20 protein-coding genes are annotated in these 18417 nt (G+C 65.6%); 13 read left to right on the forward strand and 7 right to left on the reverse strand.

Translation table 11 applies throughout. The features are described 5' to 3' along the window. Nucleotides 1-3 precede the first annotated feature (3 nt). From FR943_RS06255 to FR943_RS06280, 6 genes are all read left to right on the forward strand, one after another. Entirely contained in the window at nt 4-1137 is a 1134-nt protein-coding gene (locus FR943_RS06255; RefSeq protein WP_217155492.1) for an Rv3169 family protein, read from the forward strand. A gap of 23 nt (nt 1138-1160) precedes the next feature. Next, nucleotides 1161-2255, forward strand: coding sequence for a phosphotransferase family protein (locus tag FR943_RS06260; RefSeq protein WP_217155493.1), 1095 nt, complete (start codon nt 1161-1163; stop codon nt 2253-2255). A gap of 26 nt (nt 2256-2281) precedes the next feature. Then, nucleotides 2282-3718, forward strand: a complete 1437-nt coding sequence (locus FR943_RS06265) for an aldehyde dehydrogenase (protein WP_217155494.1) — start codon at nt 2282-2284, stop codon at nt 3716-3718. A gap of 118 nt (nt 3719-3836) precedes the next feature. Next, entirely contained in the window at nt 3837-4961 is a 1125-nt protein-coding gene (locus FR943_RS06270; protein ID WP_217155495.1) for an Rv3169 family protein, read from the forward strand. A 114-nt stretch (nt 4962-5075) separates the two neighbouring features. Beyond that, entirely contained in the window at nt 5076-6125 is a 1050-nt protein-coding gene (locus FR943_RS06275) for a phosphotransferase (protein WP_217155496.1), read from the forward strand. Between the two features lie 121 nt (nt 6126-6246). After that, nucleotides 6247-6612: a DUF4345 domain-containing protein gene (locus tag FR943_RS06280; RefSeq protein ID WP_246584886.1), complete on the forward strand. Its 366-nt coding sequence runs from the start codon at nt 6247-6249 to the stop codon at nt 6610-6612. A gap of 24 nt (nt 6613-6636) precedes the next feature. On the opposite strand, the gene FR943_RS26740 is transcribed toward FR943_RS06280, so the two are convergent. After that, complete coding sequence (locus FR943_RS26740) at nt 6637-7191, reverse strand: helix-turn-helix domain-containing protein (protein WP_217155498.1); 555 nt, start codon at nt 7189-7191, stop codon at nt 6637-6639. 110 nt (nt 7192-7301) lie between these two features. Here FR943_RS26740 and FR943_RS06290 point away from each other — a divergent pair, with 110 nt between their 5' ends. The 5 genes from FR943_RS06290 (at nt 7302) to FR943_RS06310 (ending at nt 12714) form a co-directional block, all read left to right on the forward strand. After that, the gene (locus FR943_RS06290; protein ID WP_217155499.1) at nt 7302-8219 is read left to right on the forward strand and encodes an MBL fold metallo-hydrolase; all 918 of its coding nucleotides are present in this window, start codon (nt 7302-7304) and stop codon (nt 8217-8219) included. 9 nt (nt 8220-8228) lie between these two features. Further along, nucleotides 8229-8933 (forward strand): EthD domain-containing protein, encoded by a 705-nt coding sequence (locus tag FR943_RS06295; RefSeq protein ID WP_217155500.1) that lies wholly within the window; start codon nt 8229-8231, stop codon nt 8931-8933. A gap of 78 nt (nt 8934-9011) precedes the next feature. Then, nucleotides 9012-9446, forward strand: a complete 435-nt coding sequence (locus tag FR943_RS06300) for an MmpS family transport accessory protein (protein ID WP_217155501.1) — start codon at nt 9012-9014, stop codon at nt 9444-9446. Then, nucleotides 9443-12280, forward strand: coding sequence for an MMPL/RND family transporter (locus tag FR943_RS06305; RefSeq protein ID WP_372448084.1), 2838 nt, complete (start codon nt 9443-9445; stop codon nt 12278-12280). The genes FR943_RS06300 and FR943_RS06305 overlap by 4 nt, the downstream gene beginning before the upstream one ends. Then, nucleotides 12277-12714: a hypothetical protein gene (locus FR943_RS06310; RefSeq protein WP_217155502.1), complete on the forward strand. Its 438-nt coding sequence runs from the start codon at nt 12277-12279 to the stop codon at nt 12712-12714. Before FR943_RS06305 ends, FR943_RS06310 begins: the two co-directional genes overlap by 4 nt. On the opposite strand, the gene FR943_RS06315 is transcribed toward FR943_RS06310, so the two are convergent. From FR943_RS06315 to FR943_RS06340, 6 genes are all read right to left on the reverse strand, one after another. Further along, nucleotides 12695-13519 (reverse strand): LLM class F420-dependent oxidoreductase, encoded by an 825-nt coding sequence (locus FR943_RS06315; RefSeq protein ID WP_217155503.1) that lies wholly within the window; start codon nt 13517-13519, stop codon nt 12695-12697. The two genes, FR943_RS06310 and FR943_RS06315, sit on opposite strands and share 20 nt — an antisense overlap. 17 nt (nt 13520-13536) lie before the next feature. Further along, nucleotides 13537-14763 carry an Nramp family divalent metal transporter gene (locus FR943_RS06320; protein WP_217155568.1) on the reverse strand — a complete coding sequence of 409 codons (1227 nt, stop codon included), beginning with the start codon at nt 14761-14763 and terminating at the stop codon, nt 13537-13539. A gap of 66 nt (nt 14764-14829) precedes the next feature. Next, on the reverse strand, nt 14830-15117 hold the full coding sequence (locus tag FR943_RS06325; RefSeq protein ID WP_308170479.1) for a hypothetical protein: 288 nt from the start codon (nt 15115-15117) through the stop codon (nt 14830-14832). Nucleotides 15118-15122: 5 nt separating this feature from the next. Continuing rightward, nucleotides 15123-15389 carry a hypothetical protein gene (locus FR943_RS06330; protein WP_217155504.1) on the reverse strand — a complete coding sequence of 89 codons (267 nt, stop codon included), beginning with the start codon at nt 15387-15389 and terminating at the stop codon, nt 15123-15125. A 25-nt stretch (nt 15390-15414) separates the two neighbouring features. Further along, on the reverse strand, nt 15415-16491 hold the full coding sequence (locus FR943_RS06335) for an NAD(P)H-dependent amine dehydrogenase family protein (protein ID WP_217155505.1): 1077 nt from the start codon (nt 16489-16491) through the stop codon (nt 15415-15417). Between the two features lie 8 nt (nt 16492-16499). Further along, on the reverse strand, nt 16500-17291 hold the full coding sequence (locus tag FR943_RS06340) for an SDR family oxidoreductase (protein ID WP_217155506.1): 792 nt from the start codon (nt 17289-17291) through the stop codon (nt 16500-16502). Between the two features lie 174 nt (nt 17292-17465). Between FR943_RS06340 and FR943_RS06345 the strand changes: the two genes are divergently transcribed. Together FR943_RS06345 and FR943_RS06350 are read left to right on the forward strand one after the other, a co-directional pair. Then, entirely contained in the window at nt 17466-17936 is a 471-nt protein-coding gene (locus tag FR943_RS06345; RefSeq protein WP_217155507.1) for a glucose-6-phosphate dehydrogenase, read from the forward strand. Nucleotides 17937-18087: 151 nt separating this feature from the next. Further along, on the forward strand, nt 18088-18417 hold the full coding sequence (locus tag FR943_RS06350) for a hypothetical protein (protein ID WP_308170480.1): 330 nt from the start codon (nt 18088-18090) through the stop codon (nt 18415-18417).

The following is an 18417-nucleotide window of genomic DNA, read 5'->3' on the forward strand; positions in this document are numbered from 1 at the left end:
GCCATGGGCTACTCTGCTGCGGACGAGTCGTTCACGCACCAACTGCCGACCACTTTCGACCAAGTGCATCACCCGGATTCCAGTTGGTCGGATCGGTGTTATTTCTTCGCGGCCTCCCCCGACGGCAGTGTGCTGTTGGCCAGTGGCTACGGCAACAACCCGAACACCGGAACCGGTATGGGATACGTCAAGGTCAGCTTGGCCGATGGTCGTCACTGGGACCTGATGGCCGGACGCCCGGTGACCGGAGCCGACCGAGCGGATGTGGGCGCCGGGCCGCTGCGCTGGACCTGTGTGGAACCACTGAAGAAATGGCGACTCGACGTGGAACCCAACGCATCTGGCATTGCGTGGGAACTCTACTACGAGCCGACCGCGCCGATGTGGGAATTGCTGCCGATGAAGGTCACCGGTGCCGACGGTGAAGCGATCGTCGACATGTACCACATGAAGGAGCCGGGCCGGTGGACCGGGTGGGTCGAGATCGACGGCGAACGGATCAGTGTCGATGGATTCCACGGTGGCCGGGACCGTACGTTCGGAGTTCGGGTGGCGGACAAGATCGATTTCTGGCTCTGGCTGGATGCGGGTTTCGCCGACCGGGCCTTCGAGGCGTGGGTCATCGAAACTACCGATGGTACAGTGCAATACGTCGATGGCGGGATCACCCACAACGACGGCACGTTGTCGAAGCGTTTCGTCAGTATCCAACACGACGTCGAGTTCGATGGTGACCGCCGGCGGCCGGCCAAGGCAGCGCTGGTGTTCACCGACGAAGACGGCAAGACCTACCGGATGACTGCCGATGCGCCACACCAGGATGTCAACGCCTACTACGGCCTGCCGATGTCTCACTGCCAGTACGAGGACCTTGGTGGTGGTGCCTACTTCATCCACTTCCAGTGGGACAGTACTGATTCCGGTCAGCTCACCGAGACCGAGGGCAAGTCGATGGCCCTGGACCAGCTGATGCGGTTCGAGAACGACGGCGATGCCGGCTGGGGCATCTTCGAGATTCTGATGGGTGGTCAGGGATACCAGCGATACCCGAACTGGACCGCGCTGGACATGAAGTCGTTCACCCAGGACAAGACCCCAGTTGACCGGTTACCTGCCGACAGCGACGTCAACTCTTGAGCCCGACACCGAAAGCGAGTCCCATGACGCCCGGCACCGATCTCGTCGAACCGCTGACACAGTGGTTGCGCACCGTGCAGCCCGACGCCGAGGAGGTACGGATCGAAGGGCTCGACCGGGTCACCTTTGGGCACTCGGCCGAGATGATGGTCCTCACCGTCGTCACCCGTCAGGGAGGGGACGAAGCCCGTCAGGACGTCGTACTGCGACTGCGCCCCACGCCACCGGCCTTGTTGGAGCCCTACGACTTGGCGCGCCAGTTCACGATTCTGCGTGCCCTCGAGTCCTCGGCGGTCGAGGTGCCGAAGGCGTTGTGGCTCGAAGACACCGGAGAGGTTTTGGGTCGACCGTTCTTCGTCATGGAACGTGTCGGTGGGGATGTCTATGAAATGGACCCTCCCGCTGACGCATCCGATGAGCGCGTGGTCCGGATGTGCCGCAGCTTGGCCGAACAACTGGCCGCGATCCACACCGTGGACATCGAGGGCACCGACTTGGCGGCGTTGGACGATGGTCGCAGCCACCTGGACCGTGAACTTGCGCACTGGGCGTCGGAAATGGACCGCGTCAAGCGCGGGCCGCTGCCGGCCCTCGAGCATCTACTCGCGGCACTTCGTGACAGTCAGCCGGCGCCATCGCCGGAGGTGACGTTGGTGCACGGGGACGCGAAACCGGGCAATTTCGCGTTTGTCGACGGCGAGGTCAGTGCGGTCTTCGACTGGGAGATGACCACGGTCGGCGATCCACTGACCGACATCGGATGGCTGGAGCTGCTGTGGATGCAGCCGGTGGGTATCACGAGCCACCCCGCGGCCCTGACTATCGACGAGCTGCTGACGCACTATCAGTCGGTCAGCGGCATCACTGTGCAAAACCGACCCTGGTACCGCGCGTTCAATGCCTACAAGATGGCGGTCATCTGTCTGATCGGCGCCATGCTCGTCGACGCCGGCCACAGCGATGATCAGAAACTCGTCCTGGCCGCCTATGGCACTTCACTGCTCACCACCGTGGGCCTCAACGAGCTCGGCATCACGGAGAAGTTCGAGGACGGCCCCGTGCTTCCGTCTGCAGAACGCTTGCAAGAGGTCCAGGGACAGGTGTCGGCGACACCGTAGCGGCCGCCGGCAGGAGGGAACATCTCATGCGTGAATTGGATGACATCTACATTGGCGGTCGGTGGATTCCCGCCGCATCCGACGACCGGATCTCGGTGATATCGCCCAGCACAGAAGAAGTTGTCGCGCTGGTTCCGGCTGCCGACGCCGACGATGTCGCAGGTGCCGTCGATGCCGCTCGCCATGCCTTCGACCACGGACCTTGGCCGCGGATGTCACCGGCAGAACGGGCCACTGTGATGGCTGCGCTGCATGACGAACTCACCCGCCGGGCAGATGAATTGGCCCACACCATCGGGACTGAGAACGGCACGCCGGCGATGCTGCTGCGGCCGGCCCAGGTCGACAACGGCCTGCACGTGCTGAACTACTACACGGAGTTGGCCGCCGGTTGGCAGCAGGAACGGCGTATCGACGGCGTGTACGGGCCGGCGATCGTTCGCAACGAGCCGGTCGGCACGGTCGCGGCGATCCTGCCGTGGAACGTTCCTTTCTACCTGGCGATGTTGAAGGTCGCCCCGGCCTTGGCTGCCGGCTGCACCGTCGTGCTCAAGGCCGCGCCGGAGACCCCGCTCAACGCCTACCTTTTGGCCGAGGCGGCCGACGCCGCGGGCCTGCCGCCGGGAGTGCTCAATATCCTTGCCGCCGGGCCGGAATCGAGCGAACTGCTGATCAGTAATCCGGGAATCGACAAGATCGCATTCACCGGCAGTACCAAGGTTGGCGAGCGCATAGCCGCACTGGCGGCGCCGAAGTTCAAGCGGCTCACCTTGGAGCTGGGCGGAAAGTCTGCGGCCGTTGTACTCGACGATGCCGATCTGAACACCACCATGGCTGCCCTGATCGGTGCGACCATGACGATGAGCGGCCAGTTCTGCGTCGCGCAATCGCGCATCCTGGTCCAAGAAAAGCACTACGACGAGGCGGTTTCACTGTTCGCCGGGATCGCCGGCACGCTTCCGGTCGGCAGAACTTTCGACGAGGGCACCTTTGTCGGACCGTTGATCTCCCAGCGCCAGCGCGAACGGGTGCTCGACTACATCGAGATCGCCGAACGTGAGGGCGCCACCCTGGCCGCCGGCGGCACGCGACCAGAGAATCTGGACAAGGGCTGGTTCGTATCACCCACAGTGTTCAGAGATGTGAAGAACGACATGCGCATTGCCCAAGAAGAAGTCTTCGGACCGGTCGTGGCGTTCATCCCGTACCACGACACCGACGAAGCCATCGCCATCGCCAACGACTCTGCGTTCGGATTGCACGGGACGGTGTGGACCAGCAATGTCCAACGTGGAGTGGAGATCGGACGCCAGATCCGGACAGGTACATTCTCGGTCAACTCGCTGACGCTCGAACCGGCCGCGCCGTTCGGGGGAGTCAAACAGTCAGGGATCGGGCGTGAGATGGGATACGAGGGTCTGGCTGCTTATCTCGAGCCCAAGACCATCACCGTTCCGGCCTGACGCAAGCCGGGTGGTTCACCTCGGCAGGTTCAGAAGCCTGCGGGCGATGACGTTCAGTTTCAGTCCGGTGAGAAGGTCTGACGGATTTCAACCAGCCAGAGAACAGTGAGGTATCCGCGTGCTGAGTCCCTTTGACGACTTCCCGATTCATCCGTCGGCCGATCCGATCGCACACCTCGCCAGCGCTGACCCAAACCAGTACGACCGGTACTGGTTCAACGGTCATGCCAAGTCAGGTGAGTTCATCTTCGGTGCAGCCATGGGGCACTATCCGGTACGCGGGGTTGTCGACGCGGCGTTGAGCATCGTGGTCGACGGGGTCCAGCATTCGATCTTCGCCTCCGGCGCGATGCCGCTGGACCGCTCGACCAACGTTGGCCCGGTGCGCATCGACGTTGTCGATCCGATGCGGCGAATCCGTTTTGCCGTCGAACCCAACGAACACGGGATTCGCGCCGACCTGACGTTTGTCGCCACCACCGTCGCAGTGGAAGAACCGCGTCAAAGAAAACTTTCCCCGGAGGGGATCGTCCTGACCGATCACACCCGCCTCACCCAATGGGGTGCCTGGGAGGGCTTCATCGAGGTCGACGGCCGGCGTATAGAGATCGACGCGTCTCAAGTGCCGGGAACCCGAGACAGGTCATGGGGTGTACGTCCGGTCGGTGACCAGGTCGCGACCAATCGACAATTTCAGCTGCCGCAGGTGTTCTGGCTGTGGGCGCCACTGCATTTCGCAGATCGTTGTACCCACATGGCACTGCACGAGAACACCGATGGATCACGCTGGCTGGAGACCGCTTTGGTGGTCGAACCGGTGGGTACCGAGGTCGCCCCGTGGAGCAGAACCGGCGTACGGGAGTGCAGGGACATCCGCTACGAGATCGAATGGGAACCGGGCCGCCGCGAGATGAAATCGGCTCGGTTGCATTTCGATGATCCGTCGGACGGACGCGTCGACATCCGACTGGAGAAGATCACCACTTTCCGGATGCGTGGGCTCGGGTACATGCACCCACAGTGGTCTCACGCGAGCCTGCACGGGGAATCCGCCACTGCTCGTGAATCGATCCCGGTGGGCGACTTCGATCCGCTCGACTTTTCTTCGGTCCACGTGCAGAACCTGGTCAGGGCGTACATGGGTGACCAGGTCGGTATCGGCGTGCTCGAACAGTTCCCGCTGGGCGAGCACCATCCGACGGGCCTGACCGGCTTTCTCGACGGGTATGCCGCGACATCGTGACGGTGCGGGACGGGCTTTACGAATGTGCGTAGAAGTGTCACGCTGTAGGGCATCATCGATTTTGAAGACGTTCCGGCGCAAACGGTTCCGCGCCGCAGGTGAAGGAGTGGATGGATGATCGCCGAGACTGCTCGCGACCTCACCGCTGAGTGGGTCTCGGCCGCGCTGAGCACGACCGGAGAGGCGGTCACTGTGGCGGCTGTGGCTGCTGAGCGCGTGGGCACCGGCCAGATGGGCACCACCTATCGCCTTCTTCTGGACTACGCCGACGGCGCAGCCGGACCGAGCCGACTTATCGCGAAACTGGCCGCCGAGAACCCGGACGTGCGGGCTTTGGTGGCGGACGGGTACCGCAAAGAGGTCACCTTCTATCAAACGCTCGCTCCCACTGTGGCTGTCCGTGCACCGTCCTGCCGCTACGCAGCGATCTCGCCGGACGCGACGACATTCACCTTGCTACTGGAAGACCTCGATCCCGCCACACCCGGGGTGCAAGCCCGAGGTTGCACCGTCGATCAAGCGGAATCCGCGTTGCTGAACGTGGCGAAACTGCACGGCCCACGGTGGAATGATCAAACTCTGCTCGATGATGGCCTGCAGTTCTACGGTGCGACAGCCGATTTCGTTGCGCAGTTGCAGGCGGGCGCGACTGAGGCATTCATCGAGTACTTCGGCGACCGACTCGAGCCTGGCGCGGCCACGACGTTGCGTACCGCTGCCGAGCAAAGCGCAGCTTGGCTCAAGAGCCGCCAGGAACCGTTCGCCCCTCTGCACGGCGATTACCGGCTGGACAACCTGATGTTCTCTGCCGGCGCCGACGTTGTCGCGGTGGACTGGCAGACATTGTCGTTGGGGCCTGCCGCGCGCGACGTGGCCTACTTCCTCGGGACCAGTCTCGACGTGGATCTCCGCCGGCGCGAAGAACAGCGCTTGGTGGGCAGGTACCACGACGAACTGATACGTCAGGGAGTCGGTGGCTACAGCGCCGAACGCTGTTTCGATGATTACCGCCTGGGTCAACTCCAGGCGCCCATGATCACCACACTTGGCTGCATGTATTCACCTGGCGAGCGTTCGGCCGACATCGACGAGATGTTCTTGACCATGGCGAACCGCTCCTGCGCGGCGATCGCCGATTTGCAGTCCTTCGACCTCGTCGGATAGCGGTCGGCGGAGAAGGTTTCGCGCTAACCCCGAACGGCCGGCGAGCCGGTGGAATCAGACGGTCGGGTGTCGATCACCTGATTGGCACCCGGACCCGTGGGAGGCTGAAGCCATGACGGGGATGAGAATTTTGGGGCGCGTGACCGGTTGGACCTGCATCGCGATCGGAGGCATCCAGCTCATCGGCGGGGTGCGTGCAGAGCCGGGCATGACCAATGACGCGACGGTGGACTCACACATCCGCTTCATGGGTCCGGTCTTCGCCGGATATGGACTGGGTTGGCTCGACGCCGCCTCAGCCCCGCAGCCGGACCTGAACCGGATGCGGACGCTGGCGGGGCTGATGGCGTTGGGCGGTATCGGGCGGCTCGTCACCCGGGCGACTCTGGGCCGGCCGCACCGGTTCCATGATCTGCTGCTCGGCATCGAATTGGCGGCGCCGGTGGTTGTCGAGGTGGTCGGCCGGCGCGATCACGCGGCTCGTTGACTCCTGCTGCTCGACCGATTCGTGTCACCCGGTGGTGGGTGTGGCCACGAGCAGGATCTCCGCAGGGGCGACACCGGGATTGTGGACGCGATGGGTGGTGTGTGACGGGAAGTGGATGGCGTCCCCGGCGCCAAGGGTGATGGTGTCGGTGCCGATCCGGATATCGACACTGCCGGTCAACACGTAGACCCACTCCTCGCCGCTGTGGCGGGCATCGGGCGCATCCGATGAGGTCGGCACGGTCAGGTGAACGGCCTGTAGTCCTGGGAAGTCGCCGCTGAGCAACGTCAGACCCTTCTTCGTTCCCTGGCGCGGGACGCGATCGGCTGCGCGGGTGAGATGGTAAGGGGCGGTGTACTGCTCGTCGACGAGGCGGCTGAGGGACACCCCGAAGGCATGTGCGATCTGGATGAGGGTGCCCACCGAGGGTTGGCGGGTGCCCGACTCGATGCGGGAGAGCTGCGTGGTGGACAGGCCGACCTTCTCGGCGAGGGTAGCCAGCGTCCAGTTGCGGTCCCTGCGATACTCGCCGACCCGCCTGCCGATCCAGCTGTCGTCATGGTGTTCGAGCTCTGCCACGGGATAACTCTACGCCCCCGTATTGCCTGATTGGTAATTTTTGTGCCTAAAAGGTTGCAAACTTCGTGTGGGCATGACATGGTCGGGTGTCAAATCGCCAGGGAGGCTTGATGACTGATCCCGACGTCGCCCGACCGAGCCTGCTGACGTGCTGCCAGGCGCTCGCCGGCCTGCCGCTGGGGGCGGTCCACCCGCGGCGCCCGGACAGACGATTCTTGGCGTCGCTCACCGACCATGGCCTGCCCACCGCCGGCGCCACCGTCGAGGTGATCACGCTGCCGCAACGGGAACGAATGGTGCCGACTCCGGCGATCGCCGAAGGAGTCTGGCGACCGGGCCGGACCGCCAACCTGATCAACGCGTTCGTCGTCCGTCATCCCAAGGCGACCTTCCTGGTCGACCCCGGCGTCTGTGCCGATGTCATCGCTCGCGCGGTGTCCGAGTTGCCGTGGCTGCTGCGGGTCGCGGTGACGCCGCGACACGATGTCATCGACATCCGCCAGGCGCTTGCCCTCGCCGGGATCGCCGACGCCGACATCGACTTCGCCTTGCCCACACACCTGCACTGGGATCACGTCGCCGGGCTGCTCGACCTTCCCGGCTTGCCTGTGCACCTTCATCGCCCCGAGCACGCCTGGATGACGGGCAGACGACTCGCCCCCCACGGCGGAGTGCGTCCTGCGTTGCGCGACCGGCCGGTGACGCTCTACGACCTCGACGGCCCGCCCATCCTGACTTTCCCGCACAGCCTCGACCTATTCGGCGACCGGTCCGTGATCCTGGTCGGCCTGCCCGGACACACCCCGGCGAGCATCGGGATACTCGCCCAAACAGACTCTGGCCCAATTCTTCTCGCCGGGGACGCGGTGTGGAGCCGGATCCAGGTCGATCGGTTTCGGCAAAAGGCGACCTACCCGGGGATGCTCGCCGACGCCGAACGGGATGCGGCGTGGGAGACGCTGCACCGGCTGCACGCGGTACGGCACCAGATCACCATCGTGCCCAGCCATGACCACGGAGGGAGATAGGTTCAGTACATGGAAAAAGTGGTGGTCATCGTGCGGGCCGCGAATGTGGACGAGCAGTGGTGCCGAGGAATCCGTGGCCCCGTGGCGAGCGCGTTGCTGGAGCTGGGCCTGCCCGGGTTGGCGGTGAACGTCCGTGACGAGCCGGTGCGCGACTCGCTGATGACGTTGACGACGCTGGACCCGCCGGGCGCCGCGGTGATCAGCCTGTGGACCCAGCAGTACTACGGCGAGCAGATCCGGGCGGCCATTGAGTTGTTGCGGGCCGAGGCCGACGCTGTCGATGCCTATCTGGTCACCGAGTCGACGCCGATGCCGCCGCCGGACGCCGGCGCGGGCGTGCGTACACCGGGATTGGCCAATGTGGCGTTGCTGCGCCGGCCGGCCGAGCTGGATCAAGCCACCTGGCTGCATCGCTGGCACGTCGACCACACCCAGGTGGCCATCGACACCCAGGCAACGTTCGGCTACACCCAGAACGTCGTCGTCCGGCCCCTCACCCCGGAGGCCCCGGCCATCGACGGCATCGTCGAAGAACTCTTCCCCGACGGCGCGGTCTCAGACCTTCAGGTGTTCTACGGCGCGCGCGACGAGGCCGATCTGCAGGACCGGGCCACCCGGATGATCGAGAGCTGCATCAGATTCGGCGCTCACGAGAACATCGACACCGTGCCGACCAGTCGATACCTGTTCCGCAGCCCGTTCATCGGCACCTGATCCAACTTCGGGGGCACCGGGGGAGACTACGGGCTTTCCGGGGTTCGCCGCGACGGTCGCCGGTGTGATCGTCGAGGTATGAAGGTCTTCCGGACCATCCTGGCGAAAGCCTGGCTGCCACTGGTCACCCTGTTCGTCGTCGCAGCGGGAGGCCTCGGCGTCTGGAAGGTGCACCAGATCTCCGAACCAGGACCGGTTCCCACCGTTCTCGCCGCGCAGGCGCCTGAGCAGTTCACCCCGAAGCGGCTCACCTACGAGGTGTTCGGATCGGTCGGTGACGGCGGGATGCTGAGTTACGTCGACATCGACGGGCACCCGCACCGGGTCGACCTCACCGAGCTGCCGTGGACGCACACCGAGACGACGACGCTGACCGTGGTGTCCGGCAGCATCTCGGTGCAGGTCGACGGCGGCCAGGTGGGCTGCCGGATGCTCGTGAACGACATTGTGCGCGACGAACACTCGTCGACTCATGCCGATGCGGACGTCACCTGCCGGGTGAAGTCCGCGTGAGCGGGCATCGGGCCGGCCGGCCGCTCATCGCGCGGGCCGTGCGGGTTCTGGCCGTGCCGATCATCGTCTTCTGGGCGCTGGTGGCCATCGGCACCAACACCTTCATCCCTCAGGTCGAACGGGTCGCCGAGGAACTCGCGGGGTCGATGATCCCCAGCTACGCACCGTCACAGGTGGCGATGCTGCGCATCGGCGAGAAGTTCCAGGAGTCGACGTCGACCAGCCTCACCATGCTGGTGCTGGAGGCCGACCGGCCGCTCGACGCCGGCGACCACCGGTTCTACGACGATCTGATGCAGCGGCTCAAGCAGGACACCGAACACGTCCAGTACGTGATGGACCTGTGGGGCAGACCCATCACCGCGGCGGGCGCCCAAAGTGTCGACGGCAAAGCGACTTTCGTCCTGTTGCGGCTGGCCGGCAACATCGGCCAGCTCCAGGCGAACGAGTCGGTCGACGCCGTGCGCACCATCATCGCCGACCACACCCCGCCGGCGGGCCTCAAGGTGTACGTCAGCGGCGCGGCACCGCTGGCATCGGACACCCTGGCGATCGCCAACTCCAGCCTCAACAACATCACGATCCTGACCATCATCCTCATCGTGATCATGCTGCTGGTGGTCTACCGCTCGGTGTCCAACCTGCTGGTGCCATTGGTCAGCGTGCTGATCGAGATGCTCGTCGCCAAGGGCGTCATCGCCACCCTGGGGCACTTCGGTGTCATCGGTCTGTCGTCGTTCGCGGTGAACATCGTCGTGGCGCTGACCTTGGGAGCCGGAACCGATTACGGCATCTTTCTGATCGGCCGCTATCAGGAGGCGCGCCAAGCCGGTGAAAGCCGAGAAGACGCGTACTACACCGCCTATCGCAGCGTCGCTCCTGTCATCATCGGCTCCGGATTGACCATCGCCGGAGCCTGCTACTGCCTGAGCCTGGCGCGACTGGACTACTTCCACACCATGGGGCCCGCGGTCGCGATCAGCATGCTGTTCACCATCACCGCCGCGCTGACCCTTGCACCGTCGTTGCTCACCTTGGGCAGCCTGTTCGGTCTCTTCGACCCGAAGCGGATTACCAAGGGCCACCTGTACCGGCGGATCGGGACGAGCGTGGTGCGTTGGCCCAAGCCGGTTTTCGTCGCCGCCACCGCCGTGGTGTTGCTCGGAGCAGTCTTTGTGCCCACCTACCGGGTCAGCTATGACGACCGCGCGTACCAGCCTGCTGATGCGTCGGCCAATCTCGGCTTTGCCGCCGCCGACCGGCATTTCTCACAGAGCAAGCTGTTCAGCGAGATGTTGATGATCGAAACCGACCACGACATGCGCAACTCGGCCGATTTCATCTCGCTGGACCGCGTCGCCAAAAGCCTGATCCGGCTTCCCGGTGTCGCCATGGTGCAGAGCATCACCCGACCGCTGGGACGCCCGCTGGAACACGCCACGATTCCCTACCTGTTCACCGCCCAGGGCAGCGGAAGTGGTCAGCAGTTGCCGTTCAGCGAGCAGCAGAATGAGAACGCCGACAAGCAGGCCGAGATCCAGGAGCAGTCGGTCGAGGTGCTGCAGCAGGTCATCGGCCTCACCCAACAGCTTTCCGACGAACTACATTCGACGGTGTTGACGTTGGAGAACCTCGAACAGGTCACCGACGACATGAACGCCGGCATCTCCGATCTCGACGACTTCCTGCGGCCGTTGAAGAACTATTTCTACTGGGAGCCACACTGTTTCGACATCCCGGCGTGCTGGGCGATGCGCTCGCTGTTCGATGCGCTCGACGGAATCGACAGCCTCGACGCCGAGATCGCCGACGCCGTAACCTCGTTCGAGGCCATCGACCGGCTGATGCCGCAGATGATCTCGCAATTGGAGCGGATGATGGCCGACAGCCGTGCGCTGCTGGGCGTCGTCACCAACAACTACGGGCCGGGCCACCTGCAGACCACCCAGACCGATCAGACGTATGACGACCTGATCGACGTGGGCAACGACTTCGACCGATCCCGCAACGACGACTTCTTCTACCTGCCCAGAGAGGCGTTCGACAACGAGGACGTCAGGACCGGCATGGAACTGATGATGTCGCCCGACGGCAAGGCCGCCCGCTTCATCGTCACGCACGACGGCAACGCCATGGGACCGGAAGGCATCGAGCACGTCGAACAGTTCCCGGACGCGATCAAGGCGGCGCTCAAGGAGACCTCGTTGGCCGGCGCCCGGATCTACATCGGCGGGGCCGGTTCGAACAACAATGACATCGCGACCTACGCCGCATCGGATCTGCTCATCGTGGCCATCGCCGCGTTCGTGCTGATCTTCCTGATCATGCTGTATCTGACCCGAAGTCTGGTGGCGGCGTTGGTCATTCCGGGGACGGTGGCGTTCTCGTATGCCGGCGCCTTCGGGCTTTCGGTGCTGGTATGGCAGCACCTGATCGGGCTGCACCTGCACTGGTTGGTGCTGCCGCTGACATTCATCATCCTGGTGGCGGTCGGTTCCGACTACAACCTGTTGTTGATCGCGCGGGTGAAGGAGGAGACGGCCGCCGGGCTGAACACCGGGCTCATCCGCGCACTCGGCAGCACCGGCGGGGTGGTGACCTCGGCGGGTCTGGTGTTCGCATTCACCATGCTGGCCATGTTGATCAGTGATCTGCGCACCATCGGTCAGCTGGGTTCCACGGTGAGTATCGGGCTGCTGCTCGACACGCTGATCGTGCGCTCGTTCATCGTGCCGTGCCTGTTGCGCTTCGGCGGCCCCTGGTTCTGGTGGCCCACATTCGTCCGGCAGCGTCCGCTGCGACAGCATCGACCGACGAGCACAGGGGCGCGATGACGACCACCAGCCTGTTCGGCATCCTCGCGATCATCTCTTTCGTCCTGATCTGGGTTTTCGCCACGCTCGCTTTCGTCTTCACCCGGCGGATGCGGGCCCGTTCGCACGTCACCACCGCGCTGGCCGTCGGCACCCTGCCGGCAACGCTGCGCAAGGTCCGCGACCGCGACGTGCTCACCGACGACGAACTGCGTCTGGCGAGGGAGGTGCTCGCGGATCGCGGCAGCGTGCTGGCCTTGGCGGTGCCCGCCACCTTGTTCTGCCTCGGATGCTTCTACGTGTTCGGCAGTCTCGAGCAGTTGCACGGCCATCCTCCGTCGGAGCGCACGTTTCTCGGCGTCATCCCGATGCTCACGTCCACCAACATGGCCGTCCAGGTGCTCAGGAGCGCGCGGCTGAAACGGCGGGTCAAGTTCACCGGAGCGCGGCGATGACCTTCCCGAACGCCTCGATGTGGTTGAACTGCACGATGAAGTAGCTGACCCCGTAGGTCTCGCGCAGCCCGCGTAGCCGCTCGGCGATCACGTCGACCGACCCGGACAACACCCCGGGGTGCTTCAGGAGTTGCTCGTCGCTGAGGCCGGGCAGGTAATGCCGCGGCATCTTGAGATTGGGCGCTTCGCTGCCCGGCGCGGGCATCGCGGTGATGGCGATGTTGAGTTCGAGGTGGCCGAAGCGATCGCCGGCGGCGTTGCGCAGGAAGTCAATTCGCTCCGCGAGCGGGTCGCGGTCACCGGCGGCGACGCCTTCGCCGCCGGTGAGGCCGACGATATTGGCGTGCTCGGCGGCCACCGTCAACAGCCGATCGCCGTTGCCCGCGATCAGGATCGGGATGTCGGGGGTGTGCTCGCGCAGGTATTCGGTGGTGTGGCGCAGGTAGTCGATGCGGTTGCGCGCGCTGGGGAAGGGCAGTTCGGCGGCCTCGAACTCCTCGCGCACGTAGCCCGCGCCGAGGCCGAGGTCGAACCGTCCGCCGGACAGGTCGCGCAGGGTCTCGGCGTCGCGCGCCAGCAGGGCCGGTTTGTAGAAGCCGGCGTTGAGCACGAACGTCCCGACGCGCAAGGTACTGGTCGCCGCGGCGACGGCGGCCAGGGTGGGGAAAGGGGCCGGCGCACCGAGATGGTCGGGAATGTGCAGCACGTCGAAGCCGAGGTCTTCGGCGCGACGCGCCGCATCGGAGATCTGGGATTGGGATTCAGCGGTACGCAGGCTGACCCCGAAGCGGAAATCGTTGGGCATCAACCGATGCTAGTCACTCAACCGGTGACGGTCAGATAGATCAGCACGACGTTGAGCACGCTGATCAGCCCGGCCACACACCAACCGAGTGCGGTGGTCACCCGATGGTTGACGTCCCCGCCCATGAGGGCGGCGTTGGCGGTCAGTCGGACCAGGGGAATGAGGGCCAGCGGGATGCCGAAGGACAGCACGACCTGGGAGAGCACCAGGGCTCGGCTGGGGTCGACGCCGAGGGCCAGGACGACCAGGGCCGGAATCAGGGTGACGACCCGACGCAACAGCAGCGGGTAGCTGCGCTTCAGCAGCCCCTGCATGATCATCGCGCCGGCGTAGGCGCCGACCGAGGTGGATGCCAGCCCGGAGGCCAACAGCCCGATGGCGAACAACAGGGCAACCGTCGGGCCGAGGGTGTCGCGCACCGCGGCATGCGCGCCTTCGATGGAGTCGGTGTTGTCGCGGCCCTGCAGGTTGGTGGCCGCGACCAGCAGCATGGCCAGGTTCACCGCGCCGGCCACCAGCATCGCCAGCCCGACGTCGTATCGGGTGACGCGCAGCAACAGCCGCCGCCGGGCGCCCGGCTCGGGGTGGCCGTGCCGGTCCCGAGCCAGGCCGGAATGCAGGTACACGGCGTGGGGCATCACGGTGGCGCCGAGCATCGCCGCGGCCAGCAACAGGCTTTCGGCGCCGTCGAATCGGGGGATCAGTCCCGCGGCGACCTCGGCGGCCGGGGGCGGCTCGACGAACAAACTGGTCAGGAAACCGATCGCGATGACCAGCAGCAGCCCGGTGATCACCCGTTCGAAAACCCGCTGGCCCCGGCGGTTCTGCAGACTCAGCAGCAGCAGGGACACCACTCCGGTGATCGCCCCGCCCAGCAGCAGGGGTAGATCGAACAGCAGGTGCAGGGCGATCGCGCCGCCCACCACTTCGGCGAGATCGGTTGCCACCGCCACCAATTCGGCCTGCAGCCAGTAAGCGATCCGGGTCGGGGTGCTGGTGTGGTCGGCGACCACCTCGGGTAGTGAGCGGCCGGTGACCAACCCGAGCTTGGCCGAGAGGTACTGCACCAGCCCGGCCATCACGTTGGCCACCACGATCACCCAGACCAGGAGGTAGCCGAACTGGGCGCCGGCGCTGACGTTGGCGGCCACATTGCCCGGGTCGACGTAGGCGATCGCGGCAACGAAGGCCGGCCCGAGCAGCAGCCAACTCGGCGTCACCCGCGCCCTGGTGTCCTCCAACAACTGCCCCAACTCTCCATCCGGTTAAGCGAATAGAAAAGTTAGGCTAGCCGAAACCTCTCGGCTGAGCTACTGCCGACGGGGGTGGCGTCCGCCACCACCGTCATGGTCGCGCCCACCGATGTCGATGGCGATGCCCGGGATGTTGTCGTAACACAGCGCGGCGTAGGCCGGATCGCAGCCGTACGGCAGGTACGGACCACGTTGGGTGGGGGTGGCGTTGATCTGCACATTGCCCGGGTTCGAGCACCGGGTCGCGCCACCGACGTCCGTGCACTGCGGATCCGCCGCGGCCGCCGGTGCGCAGGCCAAAGCCCACGCGCCGGCCAGCACGACCGCGCCGGTGGCGAGCTTCACCGTGATCAGAGGACGAAGAATTCGTCGTCCCACGGGAACATGCCGTAACCGGGCTGCGGCGGCGTGGCGTCGATCTGGACATTGCCCGGCGACTCGCATTCGGTGGTCTGCCCGCCTTCGACGGAACTGCCGCCGGTCACCTGGCACTGCGGCAGCAGGCGTGGCTCGGTCGGGGCACTGGGCTCTGCCGCCGCCAGCGGGGCCAGGGCGATCGCGGCCGAGGCGCCACCGACCATGAGGCAGCCGGCAAGGGTGGTGAGGCGAAGTTTCATGACGACGATCCTTCCCGCGATGCGTTCACCCGGCAGCGTACAGACCTCGGCCGGTGATCAATGGTAGATCGAGCGTGGTCACGATACCCGGCTTGGCGTCCACCACCGCTCCGATGGCGTTGACCACCCGCGCCGCCGTCGCCACCAGGCCCGCATGGTTGTGATCGCCGTTCGGACTGCTCAGGCGCAGATCCAGCGTGTAGCACGGTTCGCCGGTCACCACGACGCGATAGGAGCCGCCCTCCTGCGCCGGCTGCGGCCAGTCGGGACACAGGTCGTCGCGCAACCGGGTCACGTGTTCGAGCACCACGACCGGCCTGCCGTCACGCATGCCACGCACCTCGAACCGCAGCGCCGCAGCACTGCCCGCGGGGATGTGACCGGCTGCGATGTCGAAGTCCTCCGGCGCCGGCACCCGCGTGTGTTCCTCTGTCACCTCGTCGAGTTCGATGCCCAGACCGGCGGCCAGCTGGCGCACCACCGACCCCCAGGCCAGGCTCAGCACGCCGGGCTGCAGCAGCATCGGGGTCTCGTCGAGCGGCTTGCCGAAGCCCATCACATCGAACATCACCGCCGCGCTGTCATAGGTCGCGTAGTCGACGATCTCCATGCACCGGATCTGCTCGATGCTCTGGCACGCACCGGCAAGGGCAAGGGGCAGAAGGTCATTGGCGAAACCGGGGTCGATGCCGTTGACGAAGAGGGTGGCACCGCCGGTGGCGGCCGCGGTCTCGATCGGCTCGATCAGCTCGGCCGGCAGCACCTGCCACGGGTACTGCAGGAACACCGCGGAGCTGGCCACCACGTTGATCCCGGCGGCCAGGATGCGCCGGTAATCCTCCAGAGCCTCGGGCAGCCGGTTGTCGGCCAGCGCGGTGTAGACCACGCAGTCCGGTTTGTCGGCCAGGATCGCGTCGAGATCGTCGGTGGCCCGGATCCCCGTCGAAACGTCAAGCCCGGCAAGCTCTCCGGCGTCCTTGCCGGCCTTGGCCGACGAGGACACCCACACGCCGGTGAGGTCGTAATCCGGATTGGTGATGAGCTGCGCCAGCGCGTGCTTGCCGACGTTTCCGGTGCCGATGGCGGCTACGCGAATGGTCACGGTTCTCCTCAGAGGTCGGGGATGGGCAGGTCGAGGTTGGGCATGTTGAGGCCACCGTCGACCTCGAGAACCTTGCCGGTGAGGTAGCTGCCGGCGGGGGAGGCCAGGTACACGGCCGCGGCGGCGATGTCGGTCGGGTCGCCGAGCCGACGCAGCGGGGTGGCCTGCTCCATGGGCTCGCGCAGCGCGTCGTTGGACGCCACGATGTCCAGTGCCGAGGTGAGGATCGAGCCGGGCGCGATGGCGTTGACGCGGATGCGTGGGCACAGGTCCAGGGCCGACAGCCGGGTGTAGTGCGCGAGGGCGGCCTTCGCGGTGCCGTACGCGGCGAACCCGCGCCCGGCCAGGCGGCCGACGGTGGAGGTGATGTTGATGACGCTGCCGCCGCCGGAGTGCTCCAGCATCAGCGGCACCGCCGCACAGGTCAGGGCATGCGCGGTCGACACGTTGAACGTGAAGGCGTCGCGCAGATCCTTGGTGGAGGTGTTCAGCAGCGGCGCGGGCATGGTGCCGCCGACGTTGTTCACCACGATGTCGAGCTTCCCGAACGCCTCCACCGCGGCGGCGGCGAGTTCGGCGGTGGCCTCGGGATGCGCCAGATCTGCGGCGACGACGTGCGCCCGCCGGCCGGTGGCGGCGATCTGCCCGGCCACCTCGTCGAGCTGGTCTTGGGTGCGGGCCGAGATCAGTACATCGGCACCGGCCTCCGCGAAGGCCAGCGCGGTGGCCGCGCCCAGCCCGCGGCCCGCCCCGGTCACGATCGCAACCTTGTCGTCCAATCGGAATTTGTCGAGAATCACCTACGCTCCGTTCCCTTGTTCGGCGCCACGCTAGCAGTGCGGTACGGCCGAATGGGCGGTTTTCTGACACACGTTCTAGTCGCGCCTGCGGCTCGAACCTGCTCCGCCAAAGCCTGTCCCCGGCGGCGCGGGCAGGCGCACAATTGAAGGGTCAGCTCAACGTGGGGAGCCAGGATGACCCAACAGCGATATGACTTCTTCGGCGAGGCTTTCGCGCAGTACTTTCCGCGGGCGGTCGACCAGTACCCGTCGATGGCCGCCGTGCTCGTCCACCGCCTGCTCGCCTGTACCGACGACGTGCAGGACCGGCTGGCCCCGGCCCGACTGGCGGCCGAGGTGTGGAGTGAGGAAGAGCTGGGCCACCCCGGTCATCCGGCGTCGGAGCTGTTCGTCTTCACCCAATGCGGCCTGATGTACGGCGCTCGGTTCGGCGGTGCGCACCAGGGCCTGTACTACCTGGCGACTCCGCACCTGATGTTCGATGAACTCGTCGACCAGATCGAGCACATGCCGCTGCACGCGGGAACCGCGGTCGCGGTGGATCGTCGCTGCAGCCACGACCTCGAGGCCGCGCATCCGATGGATGCCGCACTGCGCCGCATGCTCGACGAACACGAGGCCTTGCGCGTCGACGTGCGGGCCTGACGCGGGCTCCGAGGCGCCCTGTGTAAACGGCGTGTTTCATCGATATTCACTGGTTATTAACCGGTGTGGGTTCGATATGAGTATGTCGGAGTGGGGAATTCGGCTGCTTAGGGTTTAGCCACTGCGCACGAGACCGAAAGGCTGAACCCAAGTGAAACAGAAACGGAACGTAGCCGGTGTGCTCGCCTTCGGGGCCGGAATGTGCGGCCTCGGAACGGTGTTGGCCACGCCGGCCGGCGCGGCCCCCACCGAGACATCGCCGAGTCAGACGATCAGCGAATTGCAGGGCCAGGGATACCGGGTGATCTTGAGCAAGGTCGGCACCAAGGCCGTCGACGACTGCACGGTAAGCGCTGTGCGCCAAGGACGTTCGGTCACCGGACCGCAGATACCGGTGGGCGCGGCAGGGATCACGTCGTTCAACCCCGGCCAGAATCTGCAGTACACCACGGTGTACGTGGATCTGGATTGCCGCCGCTGA

The organism is [Mycobacterium] fortunisiensis (assembly GCF_019050325.1).
Classification (GTDB): domain Bacteria; phylum Actinomycetota; class Actinomycetes; order Mycobacteriales; family Mycobacteriaceae; genus Mycobacterium; species Mycobacterium fortunisiensis.

What these genes read in the sequence shown, in the direction of transcription:
- FR943_RS06255 (WP_217155492.1), top strand. Translation starts at nt 4, where the DNA reads ATGGGCTACTCTGCTGCGGACGAGTCGTTCACGCACCAACTGCCGACC.
- FR943_RS06310 (WP_217155502.1), top strand. Translation starts at nt 12,277, where the DNA reads ATGACGACCACCAGCCTGTTCGGCATCCTCGCGATCATCTCTTTCGTC.
- FR943_RS06315 (WP_217155503.1), bottom strand. Translation starts at nt 13,519, where the DNA reads ATGCCCAACGATTTCCGCTTCGGGGTCAGCCTGCGTACCGCTGAATCC.
- FR943_RS06330 (WP_217155504.1), bottom strand. Translation starts at nt 15,389, where the DNA reads ATGAAACTTCGCCTCACCACCCTTGCCGGCTGCCTCATGGTCGGTGGC.
- FR943_RS06345 (WP_217155507.1), top strand. Translation starts at nt 17,466, where the DNA reads ATGACCCAACAGCGATATGACTTCTTCGGCGAGGCTTTCGCGCAGTAC.
- FR943_RS06290 (WP_217155499.1), top strand. Translation starts at nt 7,302, where the DNA reads ATGACTGATCCCGACGTCGCCCGACCGAGCCTGCTGACGTGCTGCCAG.
- FR943_RS06280 (WP_246584886.1), top strand. Translation starts at nt 6,247, where the DNA reads ATGAGAATTTTGGGGCGCGTGACCGGTTGGACCTGCATCGCGATCGGA.
- FR943_RS06295 (WP_217155500.1), top strand. Translation starts at nt 8,229, where the DNA reads ATGGAAAAAGTGGTGGTCATCGTGCGGGCCGCGAATGTGGACGAGCAG.
- FR943_RS06275 (WP_217155496.1), top strand. Translation starts at nt 5,076, where the DNA reads ATGATCGCCGAGACTGCTCGCGACCTCACCGCTGAGTGGGTCTCGGCC.
- FR943_RS06265 (WP_217155494.1), top strand. Translation starts at nt 2,282, where the DNA reads ATGCGTGAATTGGATGACATCTACATTGGCGGTCGGTGGATTCCCGCC.
- FR943_RS06260 (WP_217155493.1), top strand. Translation starts at nt 1,161, where the DNA reads ATGACGCCCGGCACCGATCTCGTCGAACCGCTGACACAGTGGTTGCGC.
- FR943_RS06300 (WP_217155501.1), top strand. Translation starts at nt 9,012, where the DNA reads ATGAAGGTCTTCCGGACCATCCTGGCGAAAGCCTGGCTGCCACTGGTC.